The 17,379-nt window shown below is 42.8% G+C and carries 21 protein-coding genes and 1 riboswitch; of the genes, 10 read left to right on the plus strand and 11 right to left on the minus strand.

Translation table 11 applies throughout. The features are described from left to right. Positions 1-69 precede the first annotated feature (69 nt). On the plus strand, positions 70-747 hold the full coding sequence (locus tag BLP33_RS11150) for an outer membrane lipoprotein periplasmic chaperone LolA1 (protein ID WP_090527812.1): 678 nt from the start codon (positions 70-72) through the stop codon (positions 745-747). A gap of 549 nt (positions 748-1,296) precedes the next feature. Here BLP33_RS11150 and BLP33_RS11155 read toward each other — a convergent pair. Beyond that, on the minus strand, positions 1,297-1,836 hold the full coding sequence (locus BLP33_RS11155; RefSeq protein ID WP_090527815.1) for an AAA family ATPase: 540 nt from the start codon (positions 1,834-1,836) through the stop codon (positions 1,297-1,299). A 25-nt stretch (positions 1,837-1,861) separates the two neighbouring features. Next, the gene (locus tag BLP33_RS11160; RefSeq protein ID WP_090529611.1) at positions 1,862-2,923 is read right to left on the minus strand and encodes a polysaccharide deacetylase family protein; all 1,062 of its coding nucleotides are present in this window, start codon (positions 2,921-2,923) and stop codon (positions 1,862-1,864) included. A gap of 117 nt (positions 2,924-3,040) precedes the next feature. Here BLP33_RS11160 and BLP33_RS11165 point away from each other — a divergent pair, with 117 nt between their 5' ends. From BLP33_RS11165 to BLP33_RS11175, 3 genes are all read left to right on the plus strand, one after another. Then, positions 3,041-3,313 carry a hypothetical protein gene (locus BLP33_RS11165; protein WP_090527819.1) on the plus strand — a complete coding sequence of 91 codons (273 nt, stop codon included), beginning with the start codon at positions 3,041-3,043 and terminating at the stop codon, positions 3,311-3,313. Beyond that, a complete protein-coding gene (locus BLP33_RS11170) occupies positions 3,310-4,071 on the plus strand; it encodes an MBL fold metallo-hydrolase (protein WP_090527823.1) in 762 nt (253 codons plus the stop codon). The genes BLP33_RS11165 and BLP33_RS11170 overlap by 4 nt, the downstream gene beginning before the upstream one ends. 61 nt (positions 4,072-4,132) lie before the next feature. Continuing rightward, complete coding sequence (locus BLP33_RS11175; RefSeq protein ID WP_090527826.1) at positions 4,133-4,558, plus strand: BLUF domain-containing protein; 426 nt, start codon at positions 4,133-4,135, stop codon at positions 4,556-4,558. Here BLP33_RS11175 and BLP33_RS11180 read toward each other — a convergent pair. Continuing rightward, complete coding sequence (locus tag BLP33_RS11180) at positions 4,555-4,833, minus strand: DUF3072 domain-containing protein (protein WP_090527829.1); 279 nt, start codon at positions 4,831-4,833, stop codon at positions 4,555-4,557. The genes BLP33_RS11175 and BLP33_RS11180 overlap by 4 nt on opposite strands. Before the next feature lie 67 nt (positions 4,834-4,900). Then, positions 4,901-5,368: a hypothetical protein gene (locus BLP33_RS11185; RefSeq protein ID WP_090527833.1), complete on the minus strand. Its 468-nt coding sequence runs from the start codon at positions 5,366-5,368 to the stop codon at positions 4,901-4,903. Positions 5,369-5,556: 188 nt separating this feature from the next. Here BLP33_RS11185 and BLP33_RS11190 point away from each other — a divergent pair, with 188 nt between their 5' ends. Both BLP33_RS11190 and BLP33_RS11195 read left to right on the plus strand, forming a co-directional pair. Then, positions 5,557-7,146 carry a GDSL-type esterase/lipase family protein gene (locus tag BLP33_RS11190; protein ID WP_090527837.1) on the plus strand — a complete coding sequence of 530 codons (1,590 nt, stop codon included), beginning with the start codon at positions 5,557-5,559 and terminating at the stop codon, positions 7,144-7,146. A 276-nt stretch (positions 7,147-7,422) separates the two neighbouring features. After that, on the plus strand, positions 7,423-7,926 hold the full coding sequence (locus BLP33_RS11195) for a hypothetical protein (protein ID WP_090527841.1): 504 nt from the start codon (positions 7,423-7,425) through the stop codon (positions 7,924-7,926). Here the strand turns inward: BLP33_RS11195 and BLP33_RS11200 are convergent. From BLP33_RS11200 to BLP33_RS11210, 3 genes are all read right to left on the minus strand, one after another. Next, entirely contained in the window at positions 7,918-8,856 is a 939-nt protein-coding gene (locus BLP33_RS11200) for a DUF72 domain-containing protein (protein ID WP_090527844.1), read from the minus strand. The genes BLP33_RS11195 and BLP33_RS11200 overlap by 9 nt on opposite strands. Before the next feature lie 127 nt (positions 8,857-8,983). After that, positions 8,984-9,745 (minus strand): SDR family oxidoreductase, encoded by a 762-nt coding sequence (locus BLP33_RS11205; protein ID WP_090527848.1) that lies wholly within the window; start codon positions 9,743-9,745, stop codon positions 8,984-8,986. A 280-nt stretch (positions 9,746-10,025) separates the two neighbouring features. Then, a riboswitch (SAM riboswitch) is annotated at positions 10,026-10,140 on the plus strand. A 149-nt stretch (positions 10,141-10,289) separates the two neighbouring features. After that, on the minus strand, positions 10,290-11,735 hold the full coding sequence (locus BLP33_RS11210; RefSeq protein WP_090527853.1) for a DUF3943 domain-containing protein: 1,446 nt from the start codon (positions 11,733-11,735) through the stop codon (positions 10,290-10,292). Between the two features lie 253 nt (positions 11,736-11,988). Here BLP33_RS11210 and BLP33_RS11215 point away from each other — a divergent pair, with 253 nt between their 5' ends. Further along, positions 11,989-12,390, plus strand: a complete 402-nt coding sequence (locus BLP33_RS11215; RefSeq protein WP_090527856.1) for a transmembrane 220 family protein — start codon at positions 11,989-11,991, stop codon at positions 12,388-12,390. 69 nt (positions 12,391-12,459) lie between these two features. Here BLP33_RS11215 and BLP33_RS11220 read toward each other — a convergent pair whose 3' ends face one another. Both BLP33_RS11220 and BLP33_RS11225 read right to left on the minus strand, forming a co-directional pair. After that, complete coding sequence (locus BLP33_RS11220; protein WP_090527859.1) at positions 12,460-13,308, minus strand: transglutaminase-like domain-containing protein; 849 nt, start codon at positions 13,306-13,308, stop codon at positions 12,460-12,462. A 4-nt stretch (positions 13,309-13,312) separates the two neighbouring features. Further along, entirely contained in the window at positions 13,313-14,050 is a 738-nt protein-coding gene (locus BLP33_RS11225) for a proteasome-type protease (RefSeq protein ID WP_090527862.1), read from the minus strand. A gap of 141 nt (positions 14,051-14,191) precedes the next feature. On the opposite strand from BLP33_RS11225, the gene BLP33_RS11230 reads away from it, so the two are divergent. Beyond that, positions 14,192-15,187 (plus strand): nucleoside hydrolase, encoded by a 996-nt coding sequence (locus tag BLP33_RS11230; RefSeq protein ID WP_090527865.1) that lies wholly within the window; start codon positions 14,192-14,194, stop codon positions 15,185-15,187. Between the two features lie 74 nt (positions 15,188-15,261). Beyond that, complete coding sequence (locus BLP33_RS11235) at positions 15,262-15,489, plus strand: hypothetical protein (protein ID WP_090527868.1); 228 nt, start codon at positions 15,262-15,264, stop codon at positions 15,487-15,489. On the opposite strand, the gene BLP33_RS11240 is transcribed toward BLP33_RS11235, so the two are convergent. Next, the gene (locus tag BLP33_RS11240) at positions 15,490-16,203 is read right to left on the minus strand and encodes a YdcF family protein (protein ID WP_175489995.1); all 714 of its coding nucleotides are present in this window, start codon (positions 16,201-16,203) and stop codon (positions 15,490-15,492) included. It abuts the gene before it with no gap. A 139-nt stretch (positions 16,204-16,342) separates the two neighbouring features. On the opposite strand from BLP33_RS11240, the gene BLP33_RS11245 reads away from it, so the two are divergent. Then, complete coding sequence (locus BLP33_RS11245) at positions 16,343-16,552, plus strand: hypothetical protein (RefSeq protein WP_090527874.1); 210 nt, start codon at positions 16,343-16,345, stop codon at positions 16,550-16,552. Between the two features lie 418 nt (positions 16,553-16,970). Here BLP33_RS11245 and BLP33_RS11250 read toward each other — a convergent pair whose 3' ends face one another. After that, the gene (locus tag BLP33_RS11250; protein WP_090527877.1) at positions 16,971-17,372 is read right to left on the minus strand and encodes a helix-turn-helix domain-containing protein; all 402 of its coding nucleotides are present in this window, start codon (positions 17,370-17,372) and stop codon (positions 16,971-16,973) included. Positions 17,373-17,379: the final 7 nt, after the last annotated feature.

A 17,379-nucleotide genomic window follows, 5' to 3' on the forward strand; every position in this document is an offset into this window, starting at 1 on the left:
ACCAAGCAAAATTTAATTACTCTAATCCAATAACTATTAATAACAATAGTTGTTGTTGAATAAAACTGAATGAAAAAGATCATAGCATATACCATTTTAGCAATAAGTACATACAGCACCGCCTTTGCACAAAAAGACAGCCAGGCAAAAGCGATTTTAAACCAGGTAAGCCAAAAATACCGGTCGTACGATGTTATTAAAACCGATTTTACCTTTAGCCTGAATAACCAACAGGCCAATATTAAAGAAACACAAACCGGCACCCTGATATCAAGGGCGAAAACCGGTAAATACCGCGTTACCCTTTACAGCGCAGCCGTGAAACCCGAAGTAGACAAAGAAATTTTGAGCGACGGCAAAAACCAGTGGACATACCTTAAAAAAGATAAAGAGGTACAGGTAAGCGATGCCGACAAAAGCGGCGACGGACTAAATAACCCTGCCCAGATTTTTACGATGTATGAAAAAGGCTTTAAATACCTGTACACCGGCGAACAGAAGATAGCAGGCAAAGTTTATCAAAACATAGAGCTTACACCCGAAGATGATAAAAAAGCCATCTTTAAAGTGAAGCTTACCATCGACAAAGTAAAAAAACAACTCTACAGTGCTTTATTGTTCGATAAAAACGGCAACAGGTATACTTATACCGTACGCACCTTTACCCCTAACGTACCTGCTCCTGACGCAACTTTTGCCTGGGATGCCAAAGGCCACCCGGGCGTTGAGGTTGTTGATTTAAGGTAACCTGTCTCAGATTTGAGACATAAGAATTGAGATATTTTGAAGCGGGGGATTTACCTTCCGCTTTTTTTATTGGTTTTCGCCGCCGCTCGGCTCCAGCCCGGTGGCAACTATTCCGCGGCATCCCGCCGCCGAAGCTAAATAAATCAGACTCGACTTATGGCTGTTTGAAACCGGCGGTTAACCGGGGTTGCTGTTAAGGATTATTTCGCATCACGTTAAACTTACCTTCTCATTCAGAACAACATTTACCAACTCCGGTAGTATGTTGTACATCCACTACAAACTACGTACAAAGGGGGTTAACAGGGTTAACACAATTTCAAAAATCACATTTTATACATCTGATAATCAAATATTTATAAAAACAAGGGGTTACACTAAAGGTCCCTTTACTGGTCGGAGTTTAGCGATAGTGTACCTTCATCCTAAAACAAGTTAAGCTTTCAGTTTAACACACAAAGTATCAAACTATTAATAAATTATTTTGCCTTCGGAAGCAGACTGCTTCCATCATTTCTGGTCGAAGAACTATTTGCCGCGGTTATTATATTACAAACTTAACGCCTTAATCTTCATTAAAACAGCCTCTACCCTTTCCTCCACAGTAGTATCCCCTTCTATAACCAGCAAAGGAGTTGTGAGCTTATTCATCCAATTCTTGTGCGAATGCAGGCTTCGGCTGTTGGTGATAAGCTCATCATAGCCACGTGCCCAGTCAATAAATTCATTATAAAGCTTATTTCGCTCCCTGTCGGTATAGATAATATCTCCGTAACGTTCAAGCTCTCTTTGCTGTAAACGCCGAATCCTGATGGCTGGCGGGATATATAAAAATACAGACAGATCAAATCGCCAGTTATTGTTCCAGTTGATGACGGACCCGCCAAGGATCCAGTTTTCATTACCAGCCATTTCACTGTTAATCATAGCATTTCGTTCTTCGGGCGGTCGCCGGTTAGTAAAAGGCGGATCGGAATGGAACCAGAAATAATGATCGCTGTCAAAATACGGGTAGCTAAGTTTATTGCTTAACGCTTTGCCTAAAGTGGTTACGCCCGAACCCGAAGCGCCGAAGATATTGATGTGCACGAAACAATAGATTTAAGCCACAAACTTACTCATTTCCCACCTTTACCCTACGCTCCATCACCTCTTTCCAGGTGGTTAAAATAAAGCCTTTTTGTTTAAGATAAGCTTTCAGGCGAGGATCGGTCATGGCCAGCAGGTCGCCTTTTCGTTTCTGGCCTTCGTTACAAATGTTTTTAAACTGAGGTGAGGGTTGTGTACAATGCATCAATACCATAGTTAATCCCGGCGAAAAACGGTCGAAGTTTTCGATATAGTGGTCTGTGTACCATTTTTGCAGTTCCTTATCAGTAGCCTTGTCAATATCGGGCATTACCCAGTCATAGCTTGAATTATCAAGATCGTCCAGTACCGGTAAACCTCCCTTCCAGGCTATTTCACCAAGTTCGCGTGCTTTTGCCAGTTCTGCAGGTTCGGCGATGATCATCCCGTCGATATATTTACCATCTTTTTTTAACTGTGCTATCGTAGCATTCTTTGCTTCCTCGCGGTAAAATAGATCCTCGCCTCCGGGCAACATTACCGGTATCTTTTTTTCGATGCCGAGGTTAATATATTTTTCGAGAAAAGCCGGCTTGGCAAATAAAGTACCCATATGCGAGTCGAGGTGGGTTGGTATAAAGCCCATGGTTAAGGCACGGTCAAGCTGGGCGCGGATCTCCTTATCAATCTCATCGGCAGTAGCATGGAAATAAACGGCGACTACTCCGGGCCAGAAAGCGCCTTCTTTATCAATCAGTCCCTGAACTGTTGCCTTACCTGCAAGCGGCCCCCAGCGGTAATTTTGCCATTCGGAAGTTAGGGTTAAGTGCAGCCCTGCATCAATTCCCGGGTGCTGATCCATATAATGTTTAAAATCGGGCACCCAGGGGCAGGGCATCATCACACTGGTTGAAGTGGCTACACCCTCACCAATAGCTGTTTCAACCCCTTCATTTGATTCATGCGACATCCCGGCATCATCAACATGCAGGATAATTACACGTGCGCCTTTAGGCCAGCCTAGCTTTTCGGCATAGGTTTTGGTTTGCTGCGCATAAACAGCAATGCTAAAAACAATGCCTGTAACGGTAAGCAGTAAGTTCTTCATCCGGATGGTTTTAGGGTATAACAGGTTAATAAAATTAGAAATTAAATTAGCAAATGTGACATGCAAATGCCAATTTAAGCCGGGCAAATACACCCATTTTTGCTACTTTTGAAATTAATGCTACCCGCGACTAACCATACCCTCGAGAAATTGGAACTGCTGTTAAAAACGGCCGGTTACAAGGTGCGTTATGAAAAGGGTAACTTCAAAACCGGCGCCTGCCTGCTGCTTAACAGTAAAATGATTGTGGTAAACCGTTTCTCTAACCTGGAAAGTAAGATCCTTGCTCTGGTTGAACTATTGCGCGAACTTGAGGTAGATTACAAGCTGCTTGATGATAAACAGATTGCGTTTTTGCAGGAAATTAAACAAACTAAACTGCAGCTGTGACCATAACATTTTTAGGAACCGGAACATCGCAGGGGGTACCTGTTATAGCATGTAACTGCGAGGTATGCCTCTCAACAGATAAGCACGATAAGCGGCTGCGCAGCTCTGTTTTAATTGAAACCGAGGATAAGGTAATTGCCATTGATTCGGGCCCCGATTTCAGGTACCAGATGCTCCGTGCCAAAGTACAGCACCTTGATGCCATTGTTTTTACGCATGAGCATAAAGACCATATTGCCGGTATGGATGATATCCGCGCGTTTAATTACAAACAAAACGCCCCGATTGATATTTACGCTGATGAAAGGGTGCAAAAAGCCCTGGTGCGTGAATTTCCCTATATTTTTGATGGCACGGGATATCCGGGCATTCCGCAGGTAAACATGCACATTATTGCGCTTGATCCCTTTATGATCGGTAATGTTGAGTTCGTTCCTATCGAGGTGTTTCATTACAGATTGCCTATAAAAGGTTTCAGGATTAAAGATTTTACCTACCTCACCGATGCCAAAACAATTCCGGATGTAGAAAGGGAAAAAATAAAAGGTACAAAAATATTAGTGATCAATGCCCTGCAAAAGGAAACCCATATTTCCCATTTTACACTTGAGGAAGCCATAGCTTTTGCAAACGACATTGGGGCCGAAACCACCTACTTTACACATATCAGCCACAGGCTGGGCAAACATGCTGATGTTTCTAAAGAGCTGCCTGCTGGTATCGAACTGGCGTATGACGGTTTAAAACTGACTATTTAACCCCAACATTAAATCTGCGTTTCTAAATTTCCCGTATCTTGGGCAAAATTTCTTCTCATCTATGGAATATCTTGTTTATATAAGTACCGCTAAAAAATTAATGGGCGATGATGAATTATTGAACCTGCTGCAAACAGCACGAATAAAAAATTTCGCCCATAACGTCACCGGTATGCTCCTATACAGTGAAGGTACTTTTATACAGGCGCTTGAGGGCGAAAAAGAAGATCTTTACAAAATTTATAACGCCATCCAGCTTGATTCACGTCATCGTAACATTGTCCTGATGATAACCGGAATGATTGAGGAAAGAATTTTCCCAAAATGGTCAATGGCTTTTGCGTCGGTAAATGCAGACTTGCTGAAAAATGTAGAAGGATTCCTTAATCCGGCAAATAAAAATGTCGCGTCCGATAACAACCATACTGCTGTAATCATGCTCAAAACATTTGCCGAAACCAACAAGCTTTCCTTATCTTTTAATTAATTATTTAAGCCCCTGCCTGTTTTATGCTGCAGCTCGTCTATCCGTTTTGATGCTTCGGCTTTGGTAAGCGATCCGTCAAACTCTTCACCGGCCTCGTCAGATAATGTTTTGAGATAGGAGTGCTGCGCGCCGGTCATGGGTTCATCACCGGTTGTCCAATCATCCGGATCTTTTACCGTGTTTGAGCCTTTTAGTTTATTTTGATTGATGATCTCTTCATCGTCCGATTCGTCAAAAAAGCCATTGTCGGGTATATCATTTGGGTTGATAGCCATAACTATTTGTTTTATAATTACAACTGTTACCGGGGCACATTGTTTTTATTTTCAAAGGGGTTGAAGGTCACAGCTCAATAAAGCTCACCCTGTCGATAGTTCCTCTGTATTGTTTTAAATGTCCTTTATCGCTTGCATCAACCACACCCCGAATAGTTACTTTACGTTTATTCATACCGATAAACTGACCATCGTTATAGGTAAACAAACCTATATGAGTGCCCGGCAGATAAAGGGGGCAATCCTGGCTAAAATCAACCCAAATGGCATTATGTAATGCGTGGCTCGAGAACAGGCTGTCATTAAAAAGCGCGGATTGCTCATTCCCTTCCTTGTATTTACCGCTCACTTCAACATATTGCTTATCATATTTTTCAATATGACTGGCCAGCTCTGTAAATGAAATCTTTTTATAATCTTTTGAACTATTGCAATCGCTTTGGAAAACTTTTTTTTGTTTGGCACACGCACCAAGCAAAACTAACAGCGGCAAAATCCGGAGCAATTTTTTGATATGGATAAATACCGCGGCCATATAAATCAGGAATGATTAAGATAGCGAAAATATCTGTCAATAATGCTGATAACAGATATTTTACAGCGAGGTTACAGATGCTGTAATTAAAAACGGAATTTATCTTTGCTAAAACGTTTAGGCATCTTGCAGTTTAGCTTTATGCTGTTATTTTTGCACATCAACATTTAACCTGAATTAACCCTCCCATGAAATTAAAACTGATAGGCACCTTACTCCTATTGTCGGCCCTTGGCGTACAGGCCCAGCAAAAAGTTATCTCTCTTTACCCCGGCGCAGCTCCCGGTTCCGAAAACTGGACCTGGAATGAGGGCGAAAGTGACAGCAACGCGTTTAATACCAAAGTAGTTTATAATGTTACGCACCCTTCCCTGGGTGTTTTCCTGCCCGATTCATCCATCGCTACCGGCACCGCGGTGGTTATTTGCCCGGGCGGCGGCTTCCATACCCTGTCGATCAACAGCGAGGGTTATGACGTAGCAAAATGGCTTAATAAACAGGGCGTGGCCTGCTTTGTATTGAAATACAGGCTGGCTCACAGTTTAACTAACGATCCGGTAAAAGAATTGATAGCCAAAATGAGTCAGAAGGATTTCCCTAAACAGGTAGCGCCGGTTATTCCGCTGGCTATCGCTGACGCGCGTGCAGCGCTGACTTATGTGCGTGAACATGCCTCCGAATACCATGTTTCTCCGCAACGAATCGGGATCATGGGCTTTTCGGCAGGCGGCACACTGGCCGGTGCCGCAGCTTTCAATTACACAGCAGCTAACAAACCCGATTTTGACGCGCCTATTTATGCATACGTGCCTCCAGAGCTGATCTCAAAAATCCCTGACGATGCGCCGCCGATGTTTATAGCTGCAGCTACTGATGACCAGCTCGGCCTTGCGCCGCACAGTATTGAGCTTTATAGCAAATGGCTGGCATCAAAACATAGCGCCGAGCTGCATATGTACGCTAAAGGAGGCCACGGTTTTGGCATGCGCAAACAAAGCCTGCCTACCGACAACTGGATAGACCGCTTTAACGAGTGGCTCGATCTGAAAGGTTTTTTAAAACCCATAGACCCTCAAGTAAAATCAGTTAAAGAAAGGGCCGATCAATGGGAAGCCTACCATAAGCAATGGGAAGATGCATTTCATAAAGACTGGGCAAACATGACCCGTTACAAGGCCGATAATGAAAAGGTAAAAGCATCGGCCCCAAACCCCAAAAGTGTAGTTTATATGGGCGATTCCATTACAGATTTCTGGATCAGCAGGGATTCAACCTTCTGGAGCGGTAAACCATATTTTGACCGCGGCATCAGCGGACAAACCACCACCCAAATGCTGGTGCGTTTTCGTGAGGATGTGATAGATCTGAAACCTGGCGCCGTGGTGATCCTGGCAGGAATAAATGACATCGCCCAAAATAACGGTCCGATAGATATTGAAGATATTTTTGGCAATATCCAATCCATGGCATTGCTGGCCAAAGCTGCCAATATTAAAGTGGTGTTATGTTCAGTACTGCCCGCCTATGCCTTTCCATGGCGTCCCGGTATGGAACCTGCGCAAAAAGTGGTGCAGCTTAACGCCATGATTAAAGCTTTTGCCGATGCCAATAAAATGGTTTATGTAGATTACCATAGCGCCATGGCCGACGAGCGCAAGGGCTTACCGAAGAACCTTGCTGCCGATGGTGTACATCCAACTGTTGAAGGATACCGGATAATGGGGCCATTGGTTGAAAAAGGGATCGCGGAAGCGTTGAAGACTAAGCAGGCCAGATAAACTTTAGCAAATGTTGCTGAGTTTTGGAATCTGCCGGACTTTTAGGAGGAATGATAAAGCCGGGGAAGACTTGCGAAGTTTTAAAAACTTCGCAAGTCTGTCTTCTACAACATGGCCTGGGGACACGCCTTTAAAACAGGCAAACAAATACCTTCTTTTAAAAATGTTGATGTTTTTAATTTAGTAAATCGGATATTGGGGCTTAAATACAATAGCAAGGTTGATGATACCGGCCAGCTTGCTGATAACATCCTTACAAAAAGATAAAAACATCCTATGAAAAACGCATTCAGGCTCCTGATCTTCATATTATCGCCACTGGCTTTACACGCCCAAAACCCTGCCGTAGTAAAGCAGCAGGCAACCCTAATGGCCCAAAGCATGACTAAAAGCGATTATAAAAGCATAGTTAATTATACCTACCCCAAAGCCATTCAAATGGCCGGAGGCAAAGAAAAAATGACGGCCATGATTGGTGCAGCTATGCAGCAAATGAAAACTGCGGGCATCAGCTTTGAAAACATTACAGTTGGCACCCCTGGTAAATTTTATAAAGCCGGGAAGGAAATCCATTGCCTGCTGCCCGAAACTATCATTATGGCAAGCCCAAAAGGCCGTATGGCCATGCACAGCAACCTATTGGCGGTTAGCGGCGATGGTGGCAAAAACTGGTCGTTCCTGGATATGAACAATTCAACTGCTGATAAAGTGCAGCAACTGATCCCCAACTTTAACCCGGCTATGAAAATTCCGCCGGCTACTACAGAGCCACTACAATAACAGCGAGGTTTGGGCTGTTGGCTTATTATCGTCTCTCTGGATAAATTGAGGGCGCATTAATTGGGTGCCCAAAGCGTCGTTTAGTTTTTCAACCACATAATCAGCAAGCTCCGGTGAGTAGCGCTCATCATGCTGGTGCATAAAAAACCATACCGATTTAAGGCCTTGCTCTTTCCAGTTTTTGATCCGCTCAATCCATTCATCAACACGGGCATAATCTGTTGGGTGCAGACTGTTGCCTACAAAGCGGATAAAGGCGTGGGGTGTAGGCAATGCCATATGCACCACATCGCGGCGGCCGCTGGCATCAGTTATGATAGAGCCAATATTGAGATCGCGGAAAAGATTAAATACCTTGTCGCGGTTTTCGGCAACGGCAAACCAGTCTTTATGGCGCAGCTCAACAAATACGGGAATATCTTTTGGTAGTTGTTCAAGATAGGCTTTAAGCTCCGGGAAACTCTTTGGCGTGTAATTATCGCTCAACTGCAAAAACAGCGGACCAAGCTTATCGCCGAAGGCCAAAATGCCTTCATAATACGTGGTCGTGATATCCTCCGCGTTTTTTAACCGGCGGATGTGACTGATGCTTTGAGAAAATTTAGGGCAAAATTTAAAACCGGGATTGCTATCGGCTTTTTCTTTCCATTTGGAAATGGTATCCGGACCGTAAACCTGGTAAAAGGTAGCGTTAAGCTCAATGCAATCAAAGTGCTTAACGTATTCATCTAAAAAATTGGCATCCTTGGTTTTTGGCGGATAAATTTTCCCTATCCATTCTTTGCGCCCCCATTTTGCGCAGCCAACATGTACCAGCAAAGGCATATCATTTTTCACAGCGGCAAGGGTTTCAACAGTTATCTGCGGATCGGCCGGCAAGGTAAAATTAACCCGGGGTAATTCTTCGTCCGTTACTCTACCAAATTCCATGTGCTTTTTTTGTGCGAAAGATAGGAAATTGTCTGAATCAGAATTTACAGGATTAATGAATTTTCAGAATAAATAATTTGTTTGCATTATATTCTGTTAATTTAAAAATTCTGATTCAGACAATTAACTACAAAAACATCCCGCCCGAAGCTTCAATACGCTGAGCGTTGATCCAGCGGGCATCCTCAGTGCATAGAAAAGCTACTATGCCACCAATATCATCCGGCTGGCCTACCCTGCCCAAAGCTGTTGACTTCGACATCATTTCTTCCAAACCAGGATGCGAATCAAATGCCGCTTTGGTAAAATCGGTTTGAATAATACCCGGAGCCACAACATTTGCGGCTATACCACGGCTGCCCAATTCTTTTGCCAGATATTTGGTGAATACCTCGATGGCACCTTTCATGGAGGCATAAGCGGCATACCCCGGAGTTGAGAAACGGGCCAGCCCGGTCGAAAAATTAATGATCCGGCCGCCGTCGGCAATTACCGGTAAGCTTTTTTGGGTTAAAAAGTAAACACCTTTAAAATGAACATTAAACAGGTTGTCAAAATCTTCTTCGGTGGTTTGTGCAAATGGCGAGGCAGCGTCGATACCTGCATTATTGATCAGAAAATCAAAGGTATCACGGTTCCATTTTTCGCTCAGGGTTGCTTTCAGTTTTGTAATGAAAGCATCAAAGGTGGATACGATACCTGTATCCAGTTGTAAAGTAGCAGCCTTTTGCCCTGCCGATTCAATTTCTGCAACTACTGCTTCAGCTTCTTCCTTTTTACTGCGATAAGTAACTATTACATCAATACCTTTTTTAGCCAGGTGCAATGCCGCATTTTTTCCAAGCCCGCGGCTTCCGCCGGTTATCAGTGCAATTTTATTTGTTCCCATTGTGATGTTTTTTTTAATGTTTTAACAATACAAAGGTGCAATAGTTGGGAATGAAAATTATGGTGACTACTTCAGATTAAATGGTGACCATTTCAGTTTTTTTCCAAATATTTCTATCGGAAATCCCCCAAAAAGTATTGGGCTGAGGCAGCATCAATAAATTTATCCATCTCAAAATCAACAAAAAAGAAATAAAAATCAATTAAACTACTAAAACTATAGGAATTATATAATTTATTACTACATTTGCATTGTCAACAACGACAAAGTGTTCTTTAATAACTTATCAAGAAAGACTGAGGGAAAGGCCCAAAGACGTCTTAGCAACCTGTACATCCGCATAATGTAAAAGGTGCTAATTCCTGCTCCTGTGCAAAACGGGAGAGAGATAATTATATCTACACCCCACAACCGATCTGATTAAGTGAATTTTTATGGTTTTCAAGTCGCGTGACCGAGAGGATAGGTGGGGGTCCGCAATACCCTAAACGGCAGTTCGAATCTGCCCGCGACATCAAATTTTTCCAATCCTTTTTTTTATAGCTTACAGGTTAACTCTGTACCTTGTTGAGATCCGCAGGTACGGGTAAATTTTGTCTACATCCGGGTGATTTTTATAGTTTCCTTCCAGCCTGAAATATCCGGGTTCGGCACTTATCGAGAGATCTTTTAACACGCGGTAACTTATCTCATTGGTTATGGTATGTAAAAAATAATGCGACTTATTACCATTAATAGTCATGAGCCAGCTACCGCGATAATTAATACTATAATAAAATCTGTTACCTATATTAAAACCGGCTCTGCCGTTTATGGCAAAACCCGAGCCGTAATCATAATTGCGCCCCCTATACAGGTAGGGATCGGGAGCGGCTCCTAAAATGATAAGCCCCGCACCCACCGCTGTATTCACTTTAAAGCCATTCAATAATTTAAATTCAGATAGTAGATTAGCCTTTACGCTTTGTCCTCCGTAAAAGAACGCAGCATTGCGTATGTAATCATAATTAGCTGATATGATGATCAGGTTCTCCACGCTATCCGATAACGACACGTCCCATCCTGCAAGAGATCCGTAAACACTGATCACATTAACCGCACTGCTATCGTCCTTCCCAAACTCGGCTGTGATGGAAATATTGCTAAAAGGTGTGTGCAAATTTTCGTTAGAAGCGCCGTAAAGCAGCTTCGCCCGGCCAAACCAACCAAACCGTCCGTGGGTTAACAATCCCTGGTTGCCGCTGTTAAACTTACGTGCGCCCAGATCAAATTCGGCACTTACTTTCGATGAATCATCCTGCGACCTATTTGCCGGCCCAACAACCTTTCCCCATTTTCCATCAATAATGCGGTTAAGGCCATTCATCGGGTTAACCAAAAAACCCAGCACCTCACTGGCCTGCCGTTTAAAACCGCGGCGGTGGTTATTAATGATCTTATTTGATAGCCGATAGGTCATTTCGCCCAATACGATGCCGCCAAAGCTGGTGTTGATAAAATCGTTAGGGGCGGGTGCCTGGTTTTCGGCAAATGTTTCCCACAGGTAACTGCCCGCCATAGTAGCCGGTACTGATTGCCAAAAACTATAACCATTACTCCTGAAAGCGCTATAAAACATGCTGCCGTGATATGGATGTCCAAACTGGTTGGTTTGAAACGGATCATTGTCCCAGGTCCAACTGCCTGGGTTCAGGTTATGGCCTGTTGTTTTCCAGGAAATCCGGGCATAATCAACGTTGACTATATAGCGATCATATGTCCAGGGCGCAATCTCGGCGAGGCCAAGCCCTAAGGCAGCCCTTCCAAAACGTTTCTGTTTTGCCGGCGGATCTGAAAATCGTGTTATGGTATCTTTTTCCTTACGCAGGTCAAAAATATTAACCTGGGCCCCTACTTGCCGGCTGCAGAAAAGCATGAACAGTAAAAGCGGCAGTATAATTCCTAACCTTCCGGAGTATTGCCTGGTAAAATGGTAATCCGTTAAAGTCATATACACTAACAATTTAAAAGATACAGCTACGAAAGTTATAAAGGATGAAGTGAATTAGGTTAAAAAATGTTTGAACAATATTTAATTAATGTTAAGGCGGATATAATTTTGATAATGCATTGGGCGGTAATGGGTACCAATAATTGTTATTTCCTTATTTAAGTACTGAAACATATTTTCATATATTTAGCATTGCTTAACCTGTATATTAAGCACCATAACCAGTATAAATTATTGCAATTACTTTTTACTTATGAAGATCTTCAATATCATATGGGTTGTACTTTTTGTCATTTTTGCAGGTTTACAGTATAACGATCCAGACCCTTACCTTTGGATGCCCATTTACCTTTATTGTGCCTGGTTTTGCTACCTGGCAGCAAAAAAAGAGTTTTACCCCATTGGCTATGCAGCCGGCATAATCATTTTTACAGGTTATGCCATTTATAAGATATTTGATAACAACGGCCTTATCGACTGGTTTAAGTTCCATCATGCCGAAAGCCTTGTACAAACCATGAAAGCCGAAAAGCCCTGGATTGAAGAAGTGCGTGAGTTTTTCGGGTTACTGATCTGTGTAGCAGTACTGGCAATTAACTGGATCTATGCTATAAGAGAAAACAAAAAAGTACCGGTAAAAAAGGGAAAAAAGTAAGCCCCCTCTAAATCTCCCCCGGTAGGGGAGACTTTTAAGGTCCCTCTCTCCTGGAGATGAGGCTTCTTTTTACAAATACGACAACCCATTAAATTCCCCATCACTATAATAAAAGGGCTCAAAACCGTCTTCGGCAAGTTCACAACTTACCTGCATGGTGGTAAAAGTAACATCGCCAAAAATATTGGCTATGGCCGAGTCGGCAGCATCATGGCCGGTAGCTATTTTGATAAGGCCGTTTAAAGGTATCAGCCGCGTTGCATCAAACAGGATCCACTTGCCGCCAAGATAAGCCTCAAAGCAGGCGTGGAAATCGGCAGGTTTAAGATGATAGGCGTACCCTGTAAAATAGCGGGCAGGTATGGTAAGCGCACGGCAAAGGGCAATGCCCAAGTGTGCAAAATCACGGCAAACGCCGGCCTGCTCGGTAACGGTATCAAAAGCTGATGTTTGTGAATTGGTTGATCCGCTTAAATATTGTACGTTTTTATTGATCCAGTTGGTTAATTCAACCACCTGCTCAAAAGGGTTGGTAACATGCCCGAACATATTATGTGCAAGCCGGTATAATTTGTCCGACTGACAATAGCGGCTTGGATTTAAATATGGCAGCACCGGCGAAGGCAGCTCAGAAACGTGGGTTTCCTGTAAATTACCGAAATTGGTTATTTCATAACAATTATCAACTGTAGCTTTGTAGGTAACTTTAATATTGGGCGTATCGGCACTTACATCAAAACGTACCAAACGATTTTCGCCTTGCAGGGTTTGCAGCTCTTCAAACTTGATATATGGTTCCAGGCCAAATTCTTCACTTATTACCGTTTGATTTGGGCTGCGTAACGCGTGTATGTTTAAAATCAATGTGCCCGGCGACCGTACTACATATTCCATTTGGGTAAACACATCGAATTTCATGTTATCAGCTTTCTGTTTTTATTTCTTCTAATTTGTTAAATGTGGCATCCATCCAATCCTCCGAAATATGCTCAAGTGCCAGTTTCAGTTCCTCGGCCCATTGGGTTGAGATATGTTCAAGGTCCTGCTTATTATAACGCTGCTCAACAATATTGAAACTATCCTTTTTATAAACAGCCACATCTATCGGAAAATCGACATTGTTCGAGCTCACCCTTGTTGAATCGAATGAAAGAAAACCTGTTTTTAGCGCCAGTTTCAGGCTCGAATCTTCATTAAGGATACGGTTAAGGATAGCTTTACCATGCCCCGAATTTCCGATAACCACGTATGGCGCCCCCTGCCCTAACTCCACCCAGTTTCCTTCGGGATATAGCAAAAAAAGCTTGTGTTCATCATCATCGCGCAGTTGCCCGCCAATGATGGTATTCAGGTCAAATCGTAACCCGGCTGCATCAAGCGACGCTTTATCTTCCTGTGCGGCACGCTTTACCTGTTCGCCAAATGCATTCACGGCCTTATACATCTTATTAAACTCGGCTGTCTCCAATAATTCATTAAAATATATCACGGCCTTATCACGCACCGAGCGCAAACCGCTGGTCATGATAAACAGCGAAAAATGATCCTTTTGTTCTATAGTGATCTTCTTTTTTACAGTGGTATCCGTCCCCGAAGTTATACGGGTATCGGCAATGGCCAATAAGCCCTCTTTAACTTTAATTCCCAGGCAATAAGTCATTTGATTAGCGTCGTTCGTTATAAATTAATACTTGCCAAAGTAATTAAATAATGCGAGATTTATTTACCGGTTATTCATAAACCATTTATTTGCCGATACATCTTTTTTCGGGCCTAACTACCTTTTATTTTATTGCATACAATGAAATTCAAATCAGCATTACTCATCCTGGCATTTATTTTTAACCTCAACTTTGTCAAAGCGCAAAAACACAGCCCTGTCCCTGTTATTTTCGACACGGATATTGCCGGAGATTATGACGATGTTGGTGCGATGGCTATGCTGCATGCCTTTGAAGATAAGGGTGAGGCCAAAATATTAGCAACCATATCCTGCAATGCCTTCGAAACTACCGCACCAACCATCAGTGTGATCAATACCTATTTTGGCAGGCCCAATATCCCCATAGGTATTGTAAAAAAAGACAAACCCAATAAAGATTGTGCACAGCACTGGGCACAGGCTATTATTGCCAAATATCCGCATAACGTAAAATCAAACAGCCAGGCAGTTGAAGCGGTAGCCCTTTACCGCAAGATACTGGCAAAGCAAGCCGATGGCAGCGTAACTATTATTTCGGTAGGATTTTTCACGAACCTGGCCGATCTGCTCCGATCGGGAGCTGATAAATACAGCAAACTGGATGGAGAACAACTGGTGAAAAAGAAAGTAAAAAAACTGACATCCATGGCTACGGGAATAGGTACCGACGGTAAAACCTTTAGCGAATACAATGTAAATGTGGACGCAGCCTCTGCGCAAAAAGTATTTAAAGACTGGCCTACACCTATTACCCTTAGCGGTTTTGAAATAGGTGAAAAAATCCTGACCGGAATCCGCCTGATCAACAATACATCAATAAAAAATAGCCCGGTAAAAGACGCCTTCCAGATAGCGCTTACAAAAGACAATAACACAACCGGCCGAAACAGTTGGGACGAAACCGCCGTACTAACAGCCATCAGAGGGCCCGAACCTTATTTTACCTATCGCAAACTTAACATGGAAATAAAGGACAACGGTACCGATGTAGTGGTACCGGGAGAGCGGTTTCTATATCTTCAATTTGCTATGCAGCCCGGGGATATTGCAAAGAGTATTGAACAATTGATGATGCACCAGCCTGTTAAAAAATGAACAGCGCCACACTGCTAAAAATACCAACTACTTGGTATTGAATTTTCACACGATTGATGGCACTTTAGTCTATTATGAGCGAACCCATTAAAATTCAGGTATCCATCTTTTGCGAGCCTTGCATTATCTGCGGCAGCAGGCCTGTCATTGCACAGGCTAAAGGTAAATTTATAGTAAGATGCGGCGCTAACGCAAATCATTATCAAACTCCACCCGGACTGGTGGATATAGCCAATTGGAATAAACACAACCGCCGGGAACCGGGTATTACCCCCAATATGGCGCATCTTAAACAAGGCTGATCACTTAAAATAACGGGTTACCACATAACCGATGGCTTCCTTTATATAAGTACCCCAGCCTGCTAAAGCACCTGCATTGGGCAAAAAATCATCAGCAGATACCGAAAACCTGCGACTGGAAAAATTGCAGGGGTATGCAACCACGTCAACACCCTGTTTTTTAAATATCATCAGGGAACGGCGCATATGAAATGCCGAGGTAACCAGTAAATAAGGCCCTTTAAGTTTATGCTGCTGCAAAAGTTCTTTTGAAAAAGCGGCATTTTCAATGGTATTGCGGGATTTCGGTTCGCTTAGTACGCAACTGTCCGCAACCTGCATTTCCCTGAGTTGCTCCCTTACCCAATCGGCCTCCCTAAAACCCGATGGCCTCAAAAGCCCGTTTCCTCCTGTGATAAGAAGATGGCTGACTTTACCTGTTTTTTGCAAACGAACACCCTGGATAAACCTGTCAGCGGCAGAGTTAAAGAAACCGCCGCCATCGCCATCATCCGAGCTAAAACCACCCAGCACTATAGCACAGGTATACTTTTTACCGACTGGTACAGCGGTTTCCCTGATATCCCAACACCAGCTAACCAGGTTAAGTAACAATGAATTAGAGAAAATATAAAGCACAATAATACCTGCAAGCAAAAATTTCCGTTTACGTTTTACGTTCTTTGAAAAAAGGGCGATCAATAAAATTGCGAATACCCATAGGAGCAAATTCATTAAAAACGAAAGAACTTTTGAAAAAATAAAAAACATATAGCGGTTATGGTGTTTAAGTACTTCAAATATAGAAGCTTTTATCAGGTGAAGTAACAAACTGGCATCATCATTGTCATATATCAGAAAAGAAAAATAAATTATGGGCTTTATCAAAACTCTTGCTATAGGTGCTGCAGTTGCTTACGGAATAAATTACGTAACCAAAAAAGGACCCGACGGTAAATCAATTATCGATAACCTGGTTGACAACGCCCCCGAATGGGCAGATCGCGCTAAAAAATACGGCGAACTTACTTTGGAACAAATTGCCGTGCGTACTCAAAATTTCAGGGATAATAACAGGCGTTAATACGTCCTGCCTGGTACTTTATATGTTTAACATTTGTTATTAGCCGGCTTTATCTCCTGTCTAAAAAGTTATTGGAGAATAAAGAAGATGTGTCATTGCGAGCGTAGCGCGGCAATCGCATACTTTACAGGGTGGCCATGCTTCCGTGCGGTTGCTACGTTCCTTATAATGACGTGATTATAAGTTACTGATTTATTAAGTATATTTTTTTGATCGTTTTTTTTAAATATGGGTGTTGCCTGCGGCCCGTGCTCATCAGCTCATACTACGCAAGCCTTAGCCACTTGGCTGGTATCCGCTCCTATCACTAACGCGCCCCCCGCGCAGCATTGCAAAAATATATTTTTAATATTATCACGATGGGAATTGTCTGCAAACGGCATAACTCTTTAACTATTTATCCTGTAATCCTCCAATCCTATAAATCAAGGTTCCTTACCAACCATTGTTCACGATACTGTTTTGGTGTAACTCCCTCAAAACGCTTAAAAAACTTGGTAAAGTTCGACGGATCAAAAGTAAGTCGGTTAGCTATTTCGGCTACACTGACCTTGTTTTCCTGCAGCATGGTTTTGGCAATCCCCATGATTTTTTCTTCGAAAAAGAAACAGGGATGTTTACCTGTGGTCAGTTTAATAGTATTGCTCAAATGTGTGGGATGGATATGCATTTCATCAGCAAAATCACGGATCTCGTACATGTCCAATACTCGGTTGTTCAGCACATCGTCAAGATGCCTATCAATAGCTTTCAAATAGTCGGCGGTAATTTCATGCTGACGGGCCAGTATCTTTTTCGGAACAGTAAGCGTTGCTTCCATCATACAA

Source organism: Mucilaginibacter sp. NFR10 (assembly GCF_900100445.1).
In the GTDB taxonomy this organism is placed as follows: domain Bacteria; phylum Bacteroidota; class Bacteroidia; order Sphingobacteriales; family Sphingobacteriaceae; genus Mucilaginibacter; species Mucilaginibacter rubeus.